The organism is Kitasatospora sp. NPDC056138, from assembly GCF_042264695.1.
Taxonomy (GTDB): domain Bacteria; phylum Actinomycetota; class Actinomycetes; order Streptomycetales; family Streptomycetaceae; genus Kitasatospora.
In genome coordinates this window covers 64,757-82,198 of the sequence record NZ_JBHJVK010000042.1, presented here as the reverse complement: position 1 = coordinate 82,198, position 17,442 = coordinate 64,757, and the positions used below count along the sequence as shown (strand labels likewise).

The 17,442-nt window shown below is 70.0% G+C and carries 14 protein-coding genes and 6 pseudogenes; 11 read left to right on the top strand and 9 right to left on the bottom strand.

The window, feature by feature from the left end; genetic code table 11:
- Both ACFC1R_RS24265 and ACFC1R_RS24260 read left to right on the top strand, forming a co-directional pair.
- Window positions 1-84, top strand: a pseudogene (locus tag ACFC1R_RS24265) (transposase); the annotation flags it as partial.
- 65 nt (window positions 85-149) lie between these two features.
- A pseudogene (locus ACFC1R_RS24260) lies at window positions 150-530 on the top strand (IS701 family transposase); the annotation flags it as partial.
- A 212-nt stretch (window positions 531-742) separates the two neighbouring features.
- Here the strand turns inward: ACFC1R_RS24260 and ACFC1R_RS24255 are convergent.
- Both ACFC1R_RS24255 and ACFC1R_RS24250 read right to left on the bottom strand, forming a co-directional pair.
- Window positions 743-877 (bottom strand): annotated as a pseudogene (locus ACFC1R_RS24255) (IS5/IS1182 family transposase); the annotation flags it as partial.
- Between the two features lie 149 nt (window positions 878-1,026).
- The gene (locus ACFC1R_RS24250; protein ID WP_375941870.1) at window positions 1,027-1,614 is read right to left on the bottom strand and encodes a TetR/AcrR family transcriptional regulator; all 588 of its coding nucleotides are present in this window, start codon (window positions 1,612-1,614) and stop codon (window positions 1,027-1,029) included.
- 133 nt (window positions 1,615-1,747) lie between these two features.
- Between ACFC1R_RS24250 and ACFC1R_RS24245 the strand changes: the two genes are divergently transcribed.
- Window positions 1,748-2,395: a peroxiredoxin-like family protein gene (locus ACFC1R_RS24245; RefSeq protein ID WP_375941868.1), complete on the top strand. Its 648-nt coding sequence runs from the start codon at window positions 1,748-1,750 to the stop codon at window positions 2,393-2,395.
- A gap of 466 nt (window positions 2,396-2,861) precedes the next feature.
- Window positions 2,862-4,060, top strand: a pseudogene (locus tag ACFC1R_RS24240) (IS110 family transposase).
- A 3-nt stretch (window positions 4,061-4,063) separates the two neighbouring features.
- Here the strand turns inward: ACFC1R_RS24240 and ACFC1R_RS24235 are convergent.
- Window positions 4,064-4,708, bottom strand: coding sequence for a class I SAM-dependent methyltransferase (locus ACFC1R_RS24235; protein ID WP_375941866.1), 645 nt, complete (start codon window positions 4,706-4,708; stop codon window positions 4,064-4,066).
- A 286-nt stretch (window positions 4,709-4,994) separates the two neighbouring features.
- Here ACFC1R_RS24235 and ACFC1R_RS24230 point away from each other — a divergent pair, with 286 nt between their 5' ends.
- The 3 genes and pseudogenes from ACFC1R_RS24230 to ACFC1R_RS24220 all read left to right on the top strand — a co-directional run.
- Window positions 4,995-5,720 (top strand): ABC transporter ATP-binding protein, encoded by a 726-nt coding sequence (locus ACFC1R_RS24230; RefSeq protein WP_375941864.1) that lies wholly within the window; start codon window positions 4,995-4,997, stop codon window positions 5,718-5,720.
- The gene (locus ACFC1R_RS24225) at window positions 5,717-8,029 is read left to right on the top strand and encodes an FtsX-like permease family protein (protein WP_375941862.1); all 2,313 of its coding nucleotides are present in this window, start codon (window positions 5,717-5,719) and stop codon (window positions 8,027-8,029) included. The genes ACFC1R_RS24230 and ACFC1R_RS24225 overlap by 4 nt, the downstream gene beginning before the upstream one ends.
- A 116-nt stretch (window positions 8,030-8,145) precedes the next feature.
- Window positions 8,146-8,260: pseudogene (locus ACFC1R_RS24220) on the top strand (hydroxymethylbilane synthase); the annotation flags it as partial.
- A gap of 37 nt (window positions 8,261-8,297) precedes the next feature.
- Here the strand turns inward: ACFC1R_RS24220 and ACFC1R_RS24215 are convergent.
- Window positions 8,298-8,609, bottom strand: coding sequence for a transposase (locus ACFC1R_RS24215; RefSeq protein WP_375941860.1), 312 nt, complete (start codon window positions 8,607-8,609; stop codon window positions 8,298-8,300).
- Between ACFC1R_RS24215 and ACFC1R_RS24210 the strand changes: the two genes are divergently transcribed.
- Window positions 8,580-9,053, top strand: coding sequence for a hypothetical protein (locus ACFC1R_RS24210; protein WP_375941858.1), 474 nt, complete (start codon window positions 8,580-8,582; stop codon window positions 9,051-9,053). The genes ACFC1R_RS24215 and ACFC1R_RS24210 overlap by 30 nt on opposite strands.
- A 353-nt stretch (window positions 9,054-9,406) precedes the next feature.
- Window positions 9,407-9,940, top strand: a complete 534-nt coding sequence (locus tag ACFC1R_RS24205; protein WP_375941856.1) for a DciA family protein — start codon at window positions 9,407-9,409, stop codon at window positions 9,938-9,940.
- Between the two features lie 278 nt (window positions 9,941-10,218).
- Here ACFC1R_RS24205 and ACFC1R_RS24200 read toward each other — a convergent pair whose 3' ends face one another.
- The gene (locus ACFC1R_RS24200) at window positions 10,219-10,356 is read right to left on the bottom strand and encodes a hypothetical protein (RefSeq protein ID WP_375941854.1); all 138 of its coding nucleotides are present in this window, start codon (window positions 10,354-10,356) and stop codon (window positions 10,219-10,221) included.
- A 30-nt stretch (window positions 10,357-10,386) separates the two neighbouring features.
- A complete protein-coding gene (locus ACFC1R_RS24195) occupies window positions 10,387-10,806 on the bottom strand; it encodes a CAP domain-containing protein (protein WP_375941852.1) in 420 nt (139 codons plus the stop codon).
- A 765-nt stretch (window positions 10,807-11,571) separates the two neighbouring features.
- Here ACFC1R_RS24195 and ACFC1R_RS24190 point away from each other — a divergent pair.
- Together ACFC1R_RS24190 and ACFC1R_RS24185 are read left to right on the top strand one after the other, a co-directional pair.
- A complete protein-coding gene (locus ACFC1R_RS24190) occupies window positions 11,572-12,147 on the top strand; it encodes an ArsR/SmtB family transcription factor (protein ID WP_375941851.1) in 576 nt (191 codons plus the stop codon).
- On the top strand, window positions 12,147-13,628 hold the full coding sequence (locus ACFC1R_RS24185) for an alpha/beta hydrolase family protein (protein ID WP_375941849.1): 1,482 nt from the start codon (window positions 12,147-12,149) through the stop codon (window positions 13,626-13,628). Before ACFC1R_RS24190 ends, ACFC1R_RS24185 begins: the two co-directional genes overlap by 1 nt.
- Window positions 13,629-13,838: 210 nt before the next feature.
- Here the strand turns inward: ACFC1R_RS24185 and ACFC1R_RS24180 are convergent.
- From ACFC1R_RS24180 to lxmK, 3 genes and pseudogenes are all read right to left on the bottom strand, one after another.
- A pseudogene (locus tag ACFC1R_RS24180) lies at window positions 13,839-14,935 on the bottom strand (helix-turn-helix domain-containing protein).
- A 374-nt stretch (window positions 14,936-15,309) separates the two neighbouring features.
- Window positions 15,310-16,287 carry a T3SS effector HopA1 family protein gene (locus ACFC1R_RS24175; RefSeq protein WP_375941847.1) on the bottom strand — a complete coding sequence of 326 codons (978 nt, stop codon included), beginning with the start codon at window positions 16,285-16,287 and terminating at the stop codon, window positions 15,310-15,312.
- Window positions 16,284-17,405 (bottom strand): class V lanthionine synthetase subunit LxmK, encoded by a 1,122-nt coding sequence (gene lxmK / locus ACFC1R_RS24170; protein WP_375941845.1) that lies wholly within the window; start codon window positions 17,403-17,405, stop codon window positions 16,284-16,286. Before lxmK ends, ACFC1R_RS24175 begins: the two co-directional genes overlap by 4 nt.
- Window positions 17,406-17,442 lie beyond the last annotated feature (37 nt).

The window sequence follows — 17,442 nt, the reverse complement described above, 5'->3', positions numbered from 1 at the left end:
ATCCGCCGCTACATCATCTGGCGGAACAAGCACGCCGCCGACGAGCGCCTACGCGAAGTCGTCACCAGGGCGAACGTTGCCTGATGCGGCACTAGGCCGGCGCCCGACTGCCCGCCGTCTGGGAGTTCGACGGCGACGAACCCGTCCGGCAGCGGTGGATGCTGGCCCGCCGCAGCATCGCCAAGCCCGACGAGATCGCCTACTACCTCGCCTGTGCTCCCCTGGAGGCCACCCTTGCGGACCTCGTGCGCATCGCCGGGTGCCGCTGGAAGATCGAGGAGTGCTTCCAGAGCGCGAAGAACGAGTGCGGCCTGGACCAGTACGAGGTCCGGCGCTACGTGGGCTGGTACCGGCACGTCACGCTTGCCATGCTCGCGCACGCCTTCCTGGCGGTGATGGCCTGCCAGGAGCGTGAAAAGGGGGTGCCGAACGGGACACGCCCGACCTCGTGGACCTCACACCGGTCGAGATTCGCCGTCTGCTGGCAACTGGACCCCGCCGCCGTCCTGCGGACCGCCACCACGTCATGACGTGGTCCCGGTGGCGGCGTCGCCATCAGGCACGAGCCCGACGTTGTCACTACATGCGGCGCGGTCATCCGTTGGTGGGACGGGGCGGCGAAGACCGCCCCGCACCCGCTCCCACCCGGCTACACTCCCCACTTCCAAGCCGTTGACCAGCGGGAATGGAGAAGTCCGGCTGGAGTATTAGGGCATGTATTTGGTTGTGATCAATGCGTGTGTCAGGCGAGGTCCTTGATCCAGATCATCGCGCCGCGAAGGTGGAGGCTGACGAGGTCGCTTCCGGGTGTCTTGTCATATCGGGTGGCGATACCTCGCCAGGCCTTCAGCTTGTTGATCAGGCGCTCGACAGTGTTCCACTTTGATCGAGCGGCCGACCCCCTGAGCGGAGTCCGGCCTGCGCCCGGCACTTCCGTGTGGCCCGGCAGCGGGGCTGCACCGGGTGGCGGCAGCTCCACGATGCCGAGAAGCGGGACGAGGTGTGATCCCGCGGTGGTGTCGCCCGTCAGGCCCCGAACAGGGCGAGGGTGTCGGTGACGGTCCGCAGCAGGCTGTCCGCGTCGGCGCCGTTGCGGGAGCGGAGGTTGACGCCGTAGGCGAGCAGGGCCAGGGTTTCAGCGGCGGCGCCGGTGGCCAGGTGCGGGGACAACTGGCCGTCGCGGCGGGCGACGTCGAGGGCGGTGTCCAGCGCGTCGCGGAGTTGGCGGTGGTGGTCGTCGAGCAGCGCCCGAACCTCCGGGTCGTGGTGTTCGGTGCCCAGATGGGCATTGACGACCATGCAGCCCCAGCCCGCGTGCTCGCCCGAGCATCGGACCGCGATCAGCCCGCCGAAGAAGTCCCGCACGGCGGGCAGGCCCCGGCCGTCGTCGGCGAGTTGACGGAAGGCCGGCTGCGCGCGGTGTCGCAGGTAGCGGCGCAACGCGGCGTGGTAGAGCTGCTGTTTGCCGCCGAAGGTGGCGTAGAGGCTGGAGCGGTTCAGCCCGGTCGCGGCGACGACGTCCTGGATCGATGCCTCGGCCGCGCCGTGCTGCCAGAACAGTCGTTCGGCGCGCTCCAGCGCCAGCTCCGGGTCGAAGTGCTTGATGTCGGGCATGGCGGACCGCTCCCGGGTACTTGAAATGGTTGTTCCAAGATAGTCCTTGACGGCAGATCTGACAGCCCATCATCCTGGAACGACTGGTTCAAGTTCAGCGACCCAGATCCCACCCCGAGAAAGGGCGACCCCTGTGAGCCTTCACGACCAGCTGCGCGGCGTGCACGAGAACCGGAGTCAGTCGATCCCGGCGGAGGCCATCGAGATCATGGACCGCAACGGGCGCGAGCTCGCCGCCTCCGGCCTCGCGGAGCGCGCGCTCGGCGTGGGCGCCCCGGCTCCGCAGTTCACGCTGCCTGCGGCCACCGGGCAGCGCGTCGCGCTGGACGGGCTGCTGGCCGACGGGCCGGTCGTGCTGACCTTCTACCGTGGCGCCTGGTGCCCCTTCTGCAACCTCGCGCTGCGCGCCCTCCAGGAGCAGCACGACGCGATCACCACCCGTGGTGCCCGTCTGGTGGCCGTCTCCCCGCAGATCCCCGACGAGTCCCTGACTCTGGCCGAGAAGGAGCGGCTGGCCTTCGACGTGCTCAGCGACATCGGCTCCGAGGTCGCGGCGCGGTTCGGCATCGCCTTCGACCTCTCCGACGAACTGGGCACCCTCTACGACCAGTTGGGCTTCGACCTGAAGCGCGTCAACGCCGGCCACTCCCGCACGCTGCCGCTGCCCGCGACCTTCGTCATCGACCGCACCGGCACCATCCGCTGGGCCTTCGTCCAGACCGACTACACCCTGCGCGCCGAGCCCGCTGACATCCTGGCCGCCTTGGACACGCTCGACTGAGGGGCAAGGCCGCGGCCAGGGCGCGTATTTGGCCGTGATCAAGCGGTGGTTCTGGTGAGGTCTTTGATCCAGATCATGACTCTGTTGCCCAATTCACGGGTCTGTCCAAAGACCGTAGGTAAGCCGCCGGGGGGGATGCCCACGTCCGGGCGCGGACATGCCGATGCTCCCCCATGGGGCGGTAAAGGGTGTCATTCACGGCGAGTTCGCTCGATCGCGGCGACCCAGCCCGTCCTTACCTTGTTGCACGGGTCCCATCCCGGTCATTCGTAGGATCGGGAGGCCCAGGGGTTCCGGGTGTGGCTGTGTCCCGTCCGCCTTGTGGTGGCTCACTGAGATTGGCCGTCCGGAGCCCCGCGACGACTCGACCGCTAATTGGGATGAGCGAAGTGCATCGCTGTGTAAGGACGCGTCGGCGAGGTCGTCTGCTGGGACATTCACACGACCATCGACGACGGAGGCGCTGGTGCGCGAACTCTGGGCAGGTACGGACGCAGGCAAGGGCGAGCATCACTGCACAGTGATCGACACCGACGGGACCAAGGTGCTCTCGCGACGGGTCCCGAACAACGAGCCCGAGCTGTTGGAACTGATCGCGGACGTTCTGGACATCAGCCAGGACGTGACCTGGGCGATCGACCTCAACGCCGGCGGCGCCGCACTGCTGATCACGCTGCTGGTCAACCACGGCCAGAAGCTGCTCTACATCCCCGGCCGTACGATCCACCACGCCTCCGCGGCCTATCGGGGCGACGGGAAGACCGACGCGAAGGACGCCTACGTCATCGCGGACCAGGCCCGCATGCGCAGTGACCTGCAGCCGCTGGCAGCCGGAGACGACATCTCGGTGAACCTGAAGATCCTCACCGCGCGACGTTACGACCTGACCGCCGACCGCATCCGCGCGATCAACCGGATGCGCGCCCAGATTCTGGAGTACTTCCCGGCCCTGGAACGGGCCTTCGACTACAGCGGCTCCAAGGCGGCGTTGGTGTTGCTGACCGGCTACCAGACCCCGGCAGTCTTGAGACGGATGGGGACGAGCCGCCTTACTGCCTGGCTGAAGAACCGCAAGGTCCGCAATTCCGCCGCCGTGGCAGCAACCGCGATGGCGGCCGCGGAGTCACAGCACACTGCCGTTCCCGGGGAGAAACTGTCCGCCGCCATGGTGGTCAGGCTGGCGAAGGAGGTGATAACCCTCGATGAAGAGATCGCTGAGATTGACGCTCTGATCGAAAGCCGGTTCCGCGAGCACCGCCACGCGGAGGCCATCCTCAGCCTGCCCGGCATGGGGCCGTTGCTCAGCGCCGAGTTCATCGCCATCACCGGCGGTGACATGAGCGCTTTCGGCACCTGCGACCGCCTTGCCGGCGTCGCCGGGCTTGCCCCCGTACCGCGCGACTCGGGACGCATCTCCGGCAACCTGCACCGCCCGCGCCGATACAACCGGCGGCTCCTGCGGGTCTTCTACCTCTCCGCCCAGGTCGCAGCGCGCTGCTGCCCCGTCTCCAAGAAGTTCTACGACCGCAAACGTGGCGAGGGCAAGGGGCACGAGCAGGCCATCCTCGCCCTCGCCAGGCGCCGCCTCAACGTGATGTGGCCCTCATACGAGACAACCGGACCTTCGAACTCAACCCACCCCGAAGCGATTCCGCAGAGGCCTGACCGCTACGAACGACGGCGAGCGAAGAGGATCTCTCCCGGGGCACTGCCCTCGGGGTCGAGGAGCATCTCGGTCTCGACCGTGAATCCGGCCTCGCGCAGCCAGGCGCTCACCTGGGCTGGCCGGCGCCGGTGGACGTAGACCTTCATCGGGTGGCCACCGTAGCCCTCCGTCTTCAGCCGCGACCCGTCACCCACGTGAAAGCCAATCAGCAGCGGTGCACCAGGACGCAGTACTCGCCTGAAGCCGGAGAGAACCGTCGGGACCGCATCATCGGGGACGTGAATCAACGACCAGAACGCGAGCACACCAGCTGTCGACTCGTCGGCGAGGTCGAGAGCCGTCATCGAGCCCACCTCGAACCGGAGCCCAGGGTGTTCAGCCCTAGCCACGTCGACCATCCCGGGTGAGACGTCGATGCCGAAGGCGTCGACGCCCAGGCTCTGCAGGTAGGCGGTGACGTGGCCCGGTCCGCATCCCACGTCCGCTACTCGCCCACCGCCAGCGTCAGCGACCGCGTCAGCGAACAGGGCCAGCGCCGCCCGGAGGTACGGCTTGCTGCCCAGAACCTCGCGCAGTTGGTCTGAGTAGCTGACCGCGACCGTGTCGTACGAGGTGCGGGCATCCGCCAACCAGTTGTCCGGATTCATGCTCCGACACAGTAGTCCAGCGATCTGACGACTGGGCGGGGAGATTGGCTGACGCTGCGGGCTGGTCATTACGTTGCGTTCCCTACGGACCACGATGTGCATCCGATGCACCTTGACAACTTGATTCGGAATCTCAGTTCCCCACGCCCCGCCAGCTGCCCAGTTCAGGTGTTGATCCACATCGTCCGGGGGTGCCGCCCCCGTACATCCCCGGTACTACGGCGACCTGCGGCTACATCCGGGGTGGGACGCCCGGCCGGGGCCGCCGCGCCTACCGTCGTCGACCATGAGCAATGACCACGACGGGACCACCCGGCCCGACGACGCGCAGTTCGTCGTCGAGCTGTCCGGGGTGCACAAGGAGTTCGGCGACGCCAAGGCGCTCGACGGCCTCGACCTGCGGATCCGGGCGGGCGAGGCGGTCGCCGTGATGGGCCCCTCGGGCTGCGGCAAGTCCACCCTGCTGAACATGGTGGCCGGACTGGACCGGCCCAGCTCCGGCGCCGTCCGGGTGCAGGGCCAGGACCTCGGGCAGCTGAACGAGAACGGCCTGGCACTCTTCCGCCGCCGCCACATCGGCATGATCTTCCAGTTCTTCAACCTGATCGACGACCTCCCGGCCCTCGACAACGTCGCCCTGGCCGCCCAGCTGACCGGCACCAGCGCCAAGCAGGCGCGCCGCCGGGCGCTTGAGCTGCTGGACGAACTCGGCGTCGCCCACCGCAAGGACGTCTACCCGGCCACGCTCAGCGGCGGCGAGCGCCAGCGCGTCGCGGCGGCCCGCGCCCTGATGAACCGCCCGGCGCTGCTGCTCGCGGACGAGCCGACCGGCGCGCTGGACAGCCGCTCGGGCGAGCAGGTGATGGACCTGCTGATCGACCTCAACCAGATCGGACAGACCCTGCTGATCGTCACCCACGACCCCAACCTGGCCACCCGCTGCGCCAGCCGGCTGGTCGAGGTCGCGGACGGCAAGGTGGCGCGGGAGCGGATGCTGGAGCCGCAGTCGTGAATGGTGGTGCGGTGTGGCGGGCCTCGCGCGCGGCGGTGAAGCGGCGCAGGCTCCAGACCTTCGTGATCGGCCTGGTGGTGTTCTGCTCCACCATGACCGTGCTGCTCGCCCTGGCGGTGATCAGCGCCGCCCGGGCCCCCTTCGACGATGCCTTCGGCATCCAGCACGGCGCGCACATCGTGGCCGCCTTCGACCCGGTCAAGGCCTCGCCGGAGCAGTTGGCCGCCATCGCCCACCGGCCGGGCGTCGAGGCGGCGGCTGGACCGTTCGACCAGGCCGTGGTGGAGATCCCCACCGAGTGGCTCGGCCGCCTGCCGGGACCGCTGACCCTGGTCGGCCGGGCCGACCCGGCCGGCCCGGTAGACCGGGTGGAGCTGCTGGCCGGCCGCTGGGCCACCGGGCCCGGCGAGGTGGTCATCCAGCAGCCGTTCAGGGGCTGGCCGAATGACGCAATCGGCAAGCCGCTCACCACCAGCACCGGGCTGAAGCTCACCGTCGTCGGCTTCGCGTCCAGCATGAGCCAGTCCGCCGGCGGCTGGGTCGCCCCCGAGCAGGCGGCCGCTCTGCACCCCACCGGCCGTCAGATGCTCTACCGCTTCTCCGACGTCGGTACCGAGCAGAAGCTCACCGCCGCCCTCGGCACGGCCACCGAGGGGATGCCCAAGGACGCGCTCGTCAGCGCGCAGTCGTACCTGGTGCTCAAGCAGGCCTTCTCGGCCGGCGCCGACGCCTATCTGCCGCTGATGACGGTCTTCGGCGTGCTCGGCCTGGTCGTCGCCGCGCTGATCGTCGGCAACGTGGTGAGTGGCGCGGTGGTCTCCGGCTACCGGCACATCGGCGTGCTGAAGTCGATCGGCTTCACCCCGCGCCAGGTGGTCACCGTCTACCTGACCATGGTCTCGGTGCCCGCGGTCGTCGGCACCGTCCTCGGCACGGCGGCCGGCTGGGCCGCGTCCTACCCGATCCTCCAAGCCGCCTTCAGCGGAATCATGACCGGCACCGCCGTGATCGAGCCGGCCGGCTGGCTGCCCGCCGCCACCCTGATCAGCGTCCCGCTGCTGGTCGCCCTCGCCGCCCTGGTCCCGGCTTCGCGCGCCCACCGGCTCTCCGCCGCCCAGGCCATCTCGGCCGGCAGCGCGCCGCGCACCGGGCGCGGGCTGAAGGTCCAGCGCTGGCTGAGCGGCACCCGGCTGCCGCGCGCCGTCAGCCTCGGCCTCGGCCAGCCCTTCGCCCGCCCGGCCCGCACCGCGCTGACCATGGCAGCGATCGTCCTCGGCGTGGTCACCGTGACGGTGACGACCGGGGTGAACAGCACCCTGGGCAAGGCCATGACTCACGCCGACGAACGCCACACCCACGTCGACGTGCAGACCGTCAACTTCACGGGCAACAAGACCGAGCCACGGCTGACCCCGGCCCAGACCGAGGCGATGCTGCGCACTACCCCCGGCGCCGAGCGCGTCTCCAGCCGCGGGCTGGTCCGGGTCGGCCTGGTCGGCTATACCCAGTGGGCGTTCGTCAACTTCTACGGCGGCGACATCGCCTCGGCCAGCCGTCTCGAGGTGGTGAAGGGCCGCGCTGCGACCGGGCCGGGCGAGGTGGAGGCCGGGCCGGCCTTCCTCGACCAGCACGGGCTCAAGCTCGGGGACCGGCTCACCCTGGACCTGGAGGGCCGCCAGGTGACGGTCACGATCGTCGGCGAGGAGCTCGCGGGCAACCCCCGGGCGATCTCCTCCAACGATGCCACCAGGGCCCTGCTCACCCCCGACCCGCACGTGGCCGAGTACGACGTGAAGCTCGCCGTGGGCGCCGATGTGAAGGCGTACCTGAAGGCCGTGACGGACGCCGACCCGAGCCTGTCTCCCTCCGTGGTCACGCCCCACACGGATGGGTCGATCGTCGCCATCACGACCTTCACCACGATCTTCACCGTCCTGCTGTCGGTGGTCGCCGCGCTCGGCGTCTTCAACACCCTGCTGCTCAACATCCGCGAACGCCGCCGCGACCTCGGCATGTTGAAGTCGATCGGGATGACGCCGAGGCAGGTCGTCGCGATGACGGTGACCTCGGTGGCCTGGCAGGGCGCGGTCAGTGGGATCATCGGCATCCCGGTCGGGATCGCGGCACACCGGCTGATCGTCGAGCACGTGCCGATCATGGACTTCCCGGAGGGGATGATCGACGTCTGGGGTGCCCCGCTGCTGACCGGCCTCGCGCTGGCCGGCGTGGTGATCGCCGTCCTCGGCGCACTCGTCCCGGCCCGCTCGGCGGCCCGGCTGCCGATCGCCGAGGTGCTGCACAACGAGTGACGGGGGTACGGTCGGGCCGGGCGATGGACGGGGGTCATCGCCCGGCCTGTCGGCGGAGGGCCGCGTCCTGGTGACAGACGGGAACGAGGCCTCGACGTCGCGCCACCTCCCCCGAGCTGATCCGCATCGTCTCCCGCTCCCTCGCCCATGGCTCTCGCCCAGGTCGAGCGGGCCCGCACCGAGGCGGTGTCCGTCACCGCCTCCGGCGACCGCTGGCCGGCCGACCTCGCGGCGCACGACTCTATTGACCAATTCGCGATGGTGTTGATCAGGCGGCAAGTCGGTAGGCGAGCCGGGACAGGCGGCTCATGCGGGTCCTGGGGCGGTGGGGCTGCTGGCCGGTCCAGTAGGCGTCGAGCCTGATGATGTTGACCGCGGTGGCGGAGAAGGCACGTTGGAGGCTGACCTTGGGCAGGCCACGGTAGCGGGCCCGGCGCATCCCGGTGACGTCGAGGGCCTGGTTGATCGTGCCCTCGACGCCGGCACGCAGGGCGCACTTGGCCTGCCAGGTGTCGGCCTTCTGTGCGGTGCGGGCGGCGGCGACGGCCTCGTGGAGCTCCTGGGGCCGCAGGGTCAGCATGCGACGGCCCTTGGCTGCAGTAGTGCACTTGCTGCGGGAGGGACAGGGGCGGCAGAGGAATTCTCCAACGCCGAAGACGAGCCCACGCTCTACGGCAACAACGGCCGGGGCTTCGAGTTCACCTCGCGCAAGAGCGGGGACGTGTTCGCCGGTCCGCTGGCCTCGATCATCGCCGTCCAGCGCAAGGGGCAGGAACCAACCGCAGAGGGGTCCTTGCAACGGCTGGCCGCCATGCTACGAGGTGAAGTCGACGGTCACGCAGTCCACTTCACCCACGCTGGCCGACTGTTCCGACTGCAGTTCGGCCCGAAGGGCTGGGTCTGCTCCAGCCGTGACGGCGGCGCCTACTCCTCGGATTACTCCCTGCGGGAGAACGACCGCCCAGATGAAATTGCCAACCAGGTCATGGGCGACCTGAAGGCCGAGTTCGGCCGCGGCCACTGAGGCCCCAGCCGATCGGTCCCGCCGAAGGCTCGCTTTGGCGGGTACCGACCAGCTGGCGCTTCACTGACAGCAACTCGGAGGGCTCCCTCGCAGCCCCTCGCCGCGATCGGCATTCCGGGATGACAGGCCGCCTGCTCCGACGACCACCAGGGCAGCTAGTCGTTGGACTGCACCGCCGCTCACCGACAGCGCCGCCTACCAACAGCTCCGCCAGCAGATGCGCGCACAGCTCTAGGTCCGCGAGACCGCCAGCGCCAACGGCAAAGCCCCGGCCCAGCGCACCCGCACCGCCCACCGCCCACCCGACCGCGCCGCGCGACCGCAGCGCCCGCGAACCCCAACCGCTGGCCGACGTGTTCCTCGCCCTGGTCGCCGCCCACGGCTGGACCCTCGGCACCGCTGGCGGAGGCCTGCGCGACCGCTGGCCCGCGATCGTCGGCGCCGAGGCGGCCGCCCACTGGCACCTCGCCGGCTACGACCCGACCACCCGCCGCCTGCGCGTGGTCGCCGACTCCCCGGCCTGGGCCGCCCAGCTGCGCCTCCACCACCGCCGCATCCTCACCGACCTCGAGCAGCTGCGCCCCGGTACCGTCCGGGCCATCGACGTCCGCGTCGGCCCCGCCCCCGTGGTGCAGCACGACCAGGACCAGGACGACCGGCCCGCCCGCCACGACGACCGGCCCGCCGCGCAGCCGGCCCGGCTCCCGCTCGCCGACCACACCGCCTACCAGGACCTGCGCCGGATTCGTGAGGACGCCGTTGCTCGCCAGGCCGCACTCGACGAGGCCGCCGCCGAGCGGGAGGCCATCCTGCGCCGGCACTACAACCAGCTGCGCGAGCCCGAGGACGCCAACCGGCCCGCGATCGAGGACAGAGAGGCGCAGTAGCCCGTGCCGCCAAGCAGGACGGTCCTGCCGTTCGACCAACGGTCCATGTAGACCTGCGTCATCGCGTCGAAGTAGAAGTCCGGTGCCTCCCGCAGTGCCCTCAGCAGCCTCGGGGTCTCCCAGCTCAACATCGCCAGCCGATCGGCAACGAATTGCTTGTGCTGTTCGACGTCACGGTGGCCGCCGGAAAGCGGTCCGGCTACGAAACCGAACGAGATACGTAGCTGGGCTTCATCGCGCACCGGGTAGATGCCGTAGCTGGCCTCGCCGTCCCTGAGTCACAGCTGCCAGTCGTCCAGGGCGAGGAAGTTGTCCGCGCTGAAGATCGCCAGATGCATGCCCAGATGGCGGGTGAAGTGCTCCTTGCGCCCGAAGCTCAGCCGTCGCACGGCCGAGTGCAGGCCGTCGGCTCCCACGACCAGGTCGAAGCTCCGGGGGCGGCCGGGTCAGCCGTTGCCGAACTCGTGCACCCCCCACCAGCCGCTCGAGTCGTGGTACATGCCAACTCCTATCTCGGTGTACGCACGGTTGATCTGGGCCTGGTAGTGCGGGGGATGGTTGCGCCACATGTCCTGGAATTGCACCGCGGCCTGCTCGGCGGTCATCGACGCGTCGCTCCACATCACGATGCACTCGCCGGTCAGGGTGCGACTGGATGTGAGCATGGGCCCGGCGCCGGTGGCGTTGGCGGAGTGCGCGAAGCCGGTCTCACGCATGTGCTGCGCCCACTGGGTTGCGAAGGCGGCCAGGTCCGCCGCGGGCTTCAGCGCCGGTACGCCGACCATCGCCCGCTCCTTGTTGATCAGCTGCAGGGAAATGGCGTCGGCGTCGGCGACGGACTGCGAGGCCGGCCAGTTGCCGGTCACCGTCGGGGCGTTCGCAGGCGGACCGCCGGACGGGCCGGAGGGCTGAGTTCCTGCACCTCCGTTGGTGGTGCTGGACGACTTCGAAGACTGAGTCCCTGAACCCCCATTGGGGGTAGCCCCGCCGGTGGGCTTCACACTGGGGCGCTTCGTCGCGATGGTGGGGCTGGCAGAGAACGCGGCCGGCGAGGGAGAGGACGACGCACTGGCGAACGGCGAGGCCGAGAACGTCGCGCTCGGGGACGACACCCCGGACGCTGTGGCGGAGGGCGCAAGGGACGGGGAAACCTCCCCGGACGGGAGGACCGCAGCGGCCAGCGGCTGCGGGGCATTGCCTGCCAAGGAGGTCATGACAGCGGCCGCTCCCCCGGTGACGGCAACGAGCGCGACCGCTCCGGTGATGACCGCGACCCTGCGCGGGCGCTTGGCGGACCGGTCACGGCCGCGCCGCGTCGCGCGCCCGCTCACAACTGCCCGGTCGCCCACAGCGGTCCCGTTTTGCCAACGCCCTCCTCCCGAGGTGACCTCGTCGAATTCCACGGTCTCGAACTCACTGCTCATCAATCCACCCTCTGTACGGGTTGGTGCGACAGTCCGCTCCAACACCGAGGGAGACCCTCCAGGTGGGGCCCGATAACGGAAACGGACTACGCACATGCCGCCGAGGCCTCAGGGCGGCCACCAGGGTGCCCCGTCCGGGGGCAGGCCGAGGAAAGAAGTTGAAAAGACATCTTGCAAAGGATATTTGCAACTTCTAAGCTGCCTGGCATGGCACCTGAACCTCAGGAGATCACTGACGTAGAGGCCCTCAGGGTTCTCGCGCACCCCATGCGGCAGAAGATCGAGCAGTGCCTGCGAAAGGGTCCTGCCAACTCCGCCGCCCTCGCCCGCGAACTCGGCGAGAGCACTGGCCTGACCAGTTATCACCTGCGCCAGATGGCCAAGCACGGGTTCATCGAGGAGGTGCCTGAGCTGGCGAAGGGGCGGGAGCGGTGGTGGCGGGCGGTGCCCGGAGACCGCCGATTCCCGCCGTACAGTCGCCAGACGCCGCAGATGCGGGAGGCGCTGACACAGATGCACCGGCTGAACTTCGCCGAACTTGTCGAGAGTGTCCGGCGGTTCGAGGGTGCGCGCGACGCTCTTGGGCCCTGGGCGGATGCGGCAGTCTTCTCCCGTGCCACGCTGCGGCTCAATCCGGCCCAGCTCAGGGAGTTCTTCGAGGAGTACATCGCGCTGATCTACCGATACTCCCTGTCGCAGGAGGAGGCCGCGCCTGATGCGCGTGCCGTCCTCGTCCGCCTGCTCGGGTTTCCCGAGATCAGTCGAGAGGAGAGCACAAGGTGATGCTTTTACCCAAGCGGCTTATATGTGCGCTGGCCGCCATGGTGTTCACGGCTGTGGCCGTGTTGCTGCCCTCGCCTGCGGCCCATGCCGACGGCCGCAGCCCGAACAGCGACGGTCTGATGCGCGAGGAGGTCTCCTTTCGCGGGGGTGGTGGGCTCACGCTGCATGGGACGGTGCTGAGCCCCGTCACGCCCCAGGCGACGGGTGCACGGCCCGGGATCGTGCTCGTCGGCGGGTCGGGGCCCGGCCCCCGTGAGGAGTACCGTCAGGAGGCCGAGTCCTTCGCCCTCGCGGGCATCACGACGCTGGTCTACGACAAGCGGACGGTGCGCTACTCCACGATGGACCGCGACTTTGGGCTGCTGGCCGAGGACGCCCTGGCCGGGGTACGGCTGCTACGTGGCCGGGGGGGCGTGGATCCGCGCCACGTCGGCCTGTGGGGATTCAGCGAGGGCGGCTGGGTTGCACCGCTGGCCGCCGCACGCTCCTCCGACGTCGCCTTCGTGATCACCATCGGCGGGCCGGGCTACTCCCCACTTCGCACCCAGACCTGGAACCTCACCAACCGTCTGCAGCGCCGGGGCATCACCGGGTCCTACCTGCATGCCGTGAAGGGGCCAGCCGCCCAACTCATCGACTCCACCGCTCCGTTCCCCGAGGGCGACTACGATCCGTTGCCGGTGTGGAAACGCCTGCACCGCACTCCGGTACTTGCCCTGTGGGGCGATCACGACACCCAGGTGCCGCCGCTCGAGAGCGCGCGGATTATTGAGCGCGCCCTGGCCGACGCGGGCAACGGGCACGTGGTCATCCGCTTCCTCGGCGAAGCCGCGCACAACGGCCATCGGACGTCGGACGGCTTCGACCGGATCGGAGGGCCCCTCTACCAAGGCAAGCGGCTGGGGGCGCTGGCCCCCGGCTACATGGACACCATGACCTCCTGGGTCCATGCTGTCGCCTCCGGGCACCCTCCCCCGTCCAGTACCGCCCCCGCACCAGCGCAGGCAGCCGCTAGCACGCCCACCTCCGGCACCTGGTACGCCTGGCTCGCTCCCGTACTGCTGCTTCTCGGCTTCGCCTCCTACCCGGTGAGCGGGGCCCTTCGACGGATCACCGGACGCCCGCGTCCTCGTACGCGCTGGTGTGTCGCTCTGTGGCGTTGGCTGGCCGGGCTGGGCCTTGTCGCGACGACGGTAGCGCTGCTGTGCCCGATCGTCGTCTTCACGGCAGGCGACGGGGCAGCGACACCCGTCGTGGCGGGAAGGCCGGTCGGATGGCTGGTGGCGCAGGTGCTGAGCATCGCTGTGGTCGCGCTGACCGGAGTGGCGGCGGTGACGGCAGTGACGGCCTGGCGTCGGCGATTCGAGCACCCGTCGGCCGACGCGAGGCCCGTCCAGTCGACGGCGGCGCGGGCGACGGTGATGGTGACGGCGGTGCTGTTCGTACCGTGGGCGCTGTGGTGGGGGACGCTGCGCCCCTGAGAGCGCTCGCCGCTCCGGCAACCCCCCTGCCCGCAGACTGCCGCGGCCCGGCCGTGACCGGCGTTCGCTGGCCTCAACCGTCCCAGGCGGTCAACGCCGGTTCCGTGCTGGCCGCCTGGGAGCCGCCCTGGTCCGCGGTCCCGGCACCGCAGCCATACACGGCCGCCAATCCGTGTACCTTGCCCTTGCCGAAAAGCTCATCCGGCCTGGTCAAGCGGCATGTTGGTATTCGTGGAGTAGGCCGCCGAGGCGGTCGCGCCTGCGTATGTCGAGGCGGGTGATCTGTCCTGGATCGGTGATCGGTTGGGGAGTGGGTGGAGCGGGCGGGCGTTCGCGATGCCCTGGTGTGGTCTGTGCCCGTTGTAGAAGTGCTCGAATTCGCGCAGGGCGTGGAGTAGGTGGCGCTGGTCCCAGATCAGGGTGCGGTCCAGCAGCTCGCGGCGGCAGGTTTGCACCCAGCGTTCCATGATGGAGTTCATTCTGGGCATCTGGACGCCGCTGAGGACGACCTCGATGCCCGCGTCCTTGAGTACCTCGTCGAACAGCTCGGGGAACTTCCCGTCCCGATCCCGGATCAGGTAGCGGGCCCGGCAGCCGGCGTCCTCGAGGTCCATGACGAGGTTCTTCGCTGTCTGCGTTACCCAGGAGGCGGTCGGGTGCGCGGTTGCGCCCAGGATCCGGATCCGCCGGTTGGCGTGCTCGATGACCGCGAACACGTACATGCGGGCTCCGGACAGGGTGATGGTCTCGAAGAAGTCGCACGCGAGGAGCGCGTCGGCCTGGGAGCGCAGGAAGTCCGCCCAGGTCGTGGACGTGCGCTCGGGCGCCGGGTCGATGCCGGCGTCCTTGAGGATCTCCCAGACTGTGGACGGGGCCACCTTCACGCCGAGGACGAGCAGTTCGCCGTGCAGACGACGGTACCCCCATGCCGGGTTCTCGGCGGCCAGGCGCAGGACCAGGGCGCGGATGGAGCGTACGGTCCGCGGTCGGCCTCCGCGCTTGGGATGGGACCGGGCGGCATGACGACGGGCTACCAGGTCGCGGTGCCAGCGCAGCACGGTGTCCGGCCGCACCAGCAACCGCACTCGACGCAGTGCCTGTGCCGGGAGCTGGTGGAGCAGGGCTGCGAGGAATGCCCGGTCGCTCGCGTCGAACCGTACCCGCGCTCCGCTCAGCTGTCGTTCCAGCACGGTGATCTGATGGCGCAGTGCCAGGATCTCCACGTCCTTCTCGCGGTCGCTCATCGGCAGCAGCCGCAGCAGCGCGAGCGCGTTCGTCACGCCCAGGTATGCCAGTCTCAGCAGCACGACTGATCATCATGCCGAGGTGCCCGCCGGCTCCGCCAGGGTGCCGACTTGAGCAACCGCGCCCGACACCGAAACCGCCCTTACCAGCCCGGATGAGGTTCTCGGCAAGGGCAACGTCAGAACCAATCGGCGAAGACACGCTCAAGACGACACACCGCTCGGAAGATCACCATCCGTAGCAAGTGGGTAGTCGACCTTGATCTGCACGCAGCGACCCGGACGGTCAGCGGCCATGCGTGGCGACAAGTGCGTCGGACCCCAGATGTGCCCCTGGTGGTCGGCGCGCACCTCGACGGTGTCCGGAGCGCTGACGCCGGTGAGGCGGAGGCAGGTCTCGCCGGCGTCAGCCGATGGTGGTGTCCGGTCCTGTCCTGCTAGGACGGATCCCGGGTGGGGAGCAGGTTGCGGTAGGGCGCGGTGGGGTCGATGCCGGCAGCGCTGAGTGCGGCGGCGACCTGGTCGTCGCGCGAGCCGGCAAAGGGGTCGGTAGCGTGGGCGAGCAAGCCTTCGGTGACGGCGGCGGCGCGGTGCTGGCCGAAGCTGAGGCCGGTCCAGCCGACCCGGTGGTCGGCCGGTTCGCTGGCGAGTGCCAGCCCGGGCGCCAGCCGCTGTGCGAACGCCGAGGTCGCCGCACCCAGTCCGGTGAGCGAGCGTACGGCCTCGACGACATCCCGTGCCACTCCGGCGTGCGCGGCGTCGAGGTAGACCACCATCGCGTCGCGGCGCGGGTAGTGGGAGGCGTGTGCGAGGATCTTCGCCTGGTACGGGACGGCGCTGTCCTCCAGGGACTCCAATGCGCGGCGCCACACCTCCTCGGCTGCATCGGCGCGCCTGACGTGCACGTAGAGCCGCACGTACTCGCTGCCTCGCCGCAGACCGCCGCGCGAGCCGTGGGCCAGGACGAATCCCGGCGAGAGCCAGGGGCGGACGGCCGGCAGGGCGACGACCGCCGAGGAGTCGTCCGCCTCGACCAGCGCGTCCCGGTGCACCAGGATCCGCACGCCGCCGGTCTCCACCACCGCCGAACCGTCCGTCGCGACGGACCGCAGGGTGGCCGCGATCCGGGTGTGCTCGTGCGGTACGGCCCGGATGAGCGCGCGCTCCAAGGGTCCGGCGTGGGCCCGGGGCGGGCGTGGCCGCCGTACCGTACCGTCCTCGGGCTCCTCGATTCCCGCGTGCCAGGACTGGTAGAGCACCCCGCGCAGCACACCGCGCAACGTCCTTGATCCCTCGACCTGGTGGCGTCGGCCACCGACGGTCGCCACGGCCGCATCCAGGTCGACGGCCACCGTGTCGAGGAGTTCCGTGAGTTCGTCCGGGAGCCGGACCGGCACCGTTGCCGGGAGAGTCATCCGTCCGTTCCTTCCAGTCCGATGGCTGCGGTGAAACGCTCCGGCCGCAGCAGCAGGGTGCGGCCGATACCCGCCTGGGCGCGGTCCAGCGGCGAGAGCTGGTGCACGTGCCTGGCGGAGGCCAGAATGCGGTCGATCAGGTGCCAGCCGACCACGGCGGCCACGCGGACCGGGTCCACGTCCGGGCGGATCGACCGGTAGGCGGCGAGGAAGCCGCGCACAGCCGGACGGGCTTGCGCCAGCGCCGCCCGCCCCTGTTCGAGCAGGGCACGGTGCGCGGCGGACGGGTCCCCGGTCAACTCCTCGTCGAGGTCGTGGACGAGTCGGCGGGCCGCCCGGTAGATGAACTCCCCCACCACGCTACCGAGGTCCTTGGCCGGTTCCGCGGGGCCGAACTCCTCCCAGTCGGTGAGGTACACCTCGTCGCCGCTCAGCAGGAACTGGTCCAGCCGTAGATCGCGATGGCAGGGGACCAGCGGCACCGTGGCGTCTGCCGGCCGCAGCGCGCGGATCGCCGCCACCAGGGCGCCGTCCTGCTGGAGCAGTGCCCAGAGTTCCAACTCCCCGGCGCTGGCGGCCTGCCACTCCTTCACCGTCAGCCGGTCGAGGAAGTCCTCGTGGTCCGGTGTCTCCTGCGCGGCCGGCTCGTCGACCGCGGTAGGACTCCAGTCCACGGTGTGCAACTCCCCGACCGCCCGGCCCAGTCGGGCCGCCAGCCCCGGATCAAATCCGGGCTCCTCGGCGCGGTGACTCACCATGGTCGCGTCGGGCAGCAGCTCGAATACCGCCAGCGCATCCGCCGGCTGGACGGCAAGCAGGCCCGGGGCTCGCCAGCTGAACGGCTTCGGTCCCTCGCTGACTTGGCGGTACATCCGGTCGAACTCGGTCATGCCGTGCAGTCGGCGTGCGATGTCCCGGCCGGCCAGTTTCTTGACGAAGACGGCGCGACCGTTCCCGGTCGGACCGGACCAGTTCTCGTTGCGTCCGGGGTGGCCGACCAGCCCGGCGCGGTCGAACGCGCCGAGGCCGAGGTCGATCAGCAGCTTGTCGACCTCCGGGTAGGCGTCGAGCGGGGCGGGCTCGTACGGCGGGTGGTCGGTGGACGGGTGACTGGGCACAGGCAGGCTCCTGGGAGTCCGGTGTAGGGGTGCCGGG

Coding starts and splice junctions, on each gene's coding strand:
- ACFC1R_RS24250 (WP_375941870.1), bottom strand. CDS start 1,614: ATGCCCGACATCAAGCACTTCGACCCGGAGCTGGCGCTGGAGCGCGCC.
- ACFC1R_RS24230 (WP_375941864.1), top strand. CDS start 4,995: ATGAGCAATGACCACGACGGGACCACCCGGCCCGACGACGCGCAGTTC.
- ACFC1R_RS24215 (WP_375941860.1), bottom strand. CDS start 8,609: ATGCTGACCCTGCGGCCCCAGGAGCTCCACGAGGCCGTCGCCGCCGCC.
- ACFC1R_RS24185 (WP_375941849.1), top strand. CDS start 12,147: ATGCTTTTACCCAAGCGGCTTATATGTGCGCTGGCCGCCATGGTGTTC.
- ACFC1R_RS24235 (WP_375941866.1), bottom strand. CDS start 4,708: ATGAATCCGGACAACTGGTTGGCGGATGCCCGCACCTCGTACGACACG.
- ACFC1R_RS24190 (WP_375941851.1), top strand. CDS start 11,572: ATGGCACCTGAACCTCAGGAGATCACTGACGTAGAGGCCCTCAGGGTT.
- ACFC1R_RS24175 (WP_375941847.1), bottom strand. CDS start 16,287: ATGACTCTCCCGGCAACGGTGCCGGTCCGGCTCCCGGACGAACTCACG.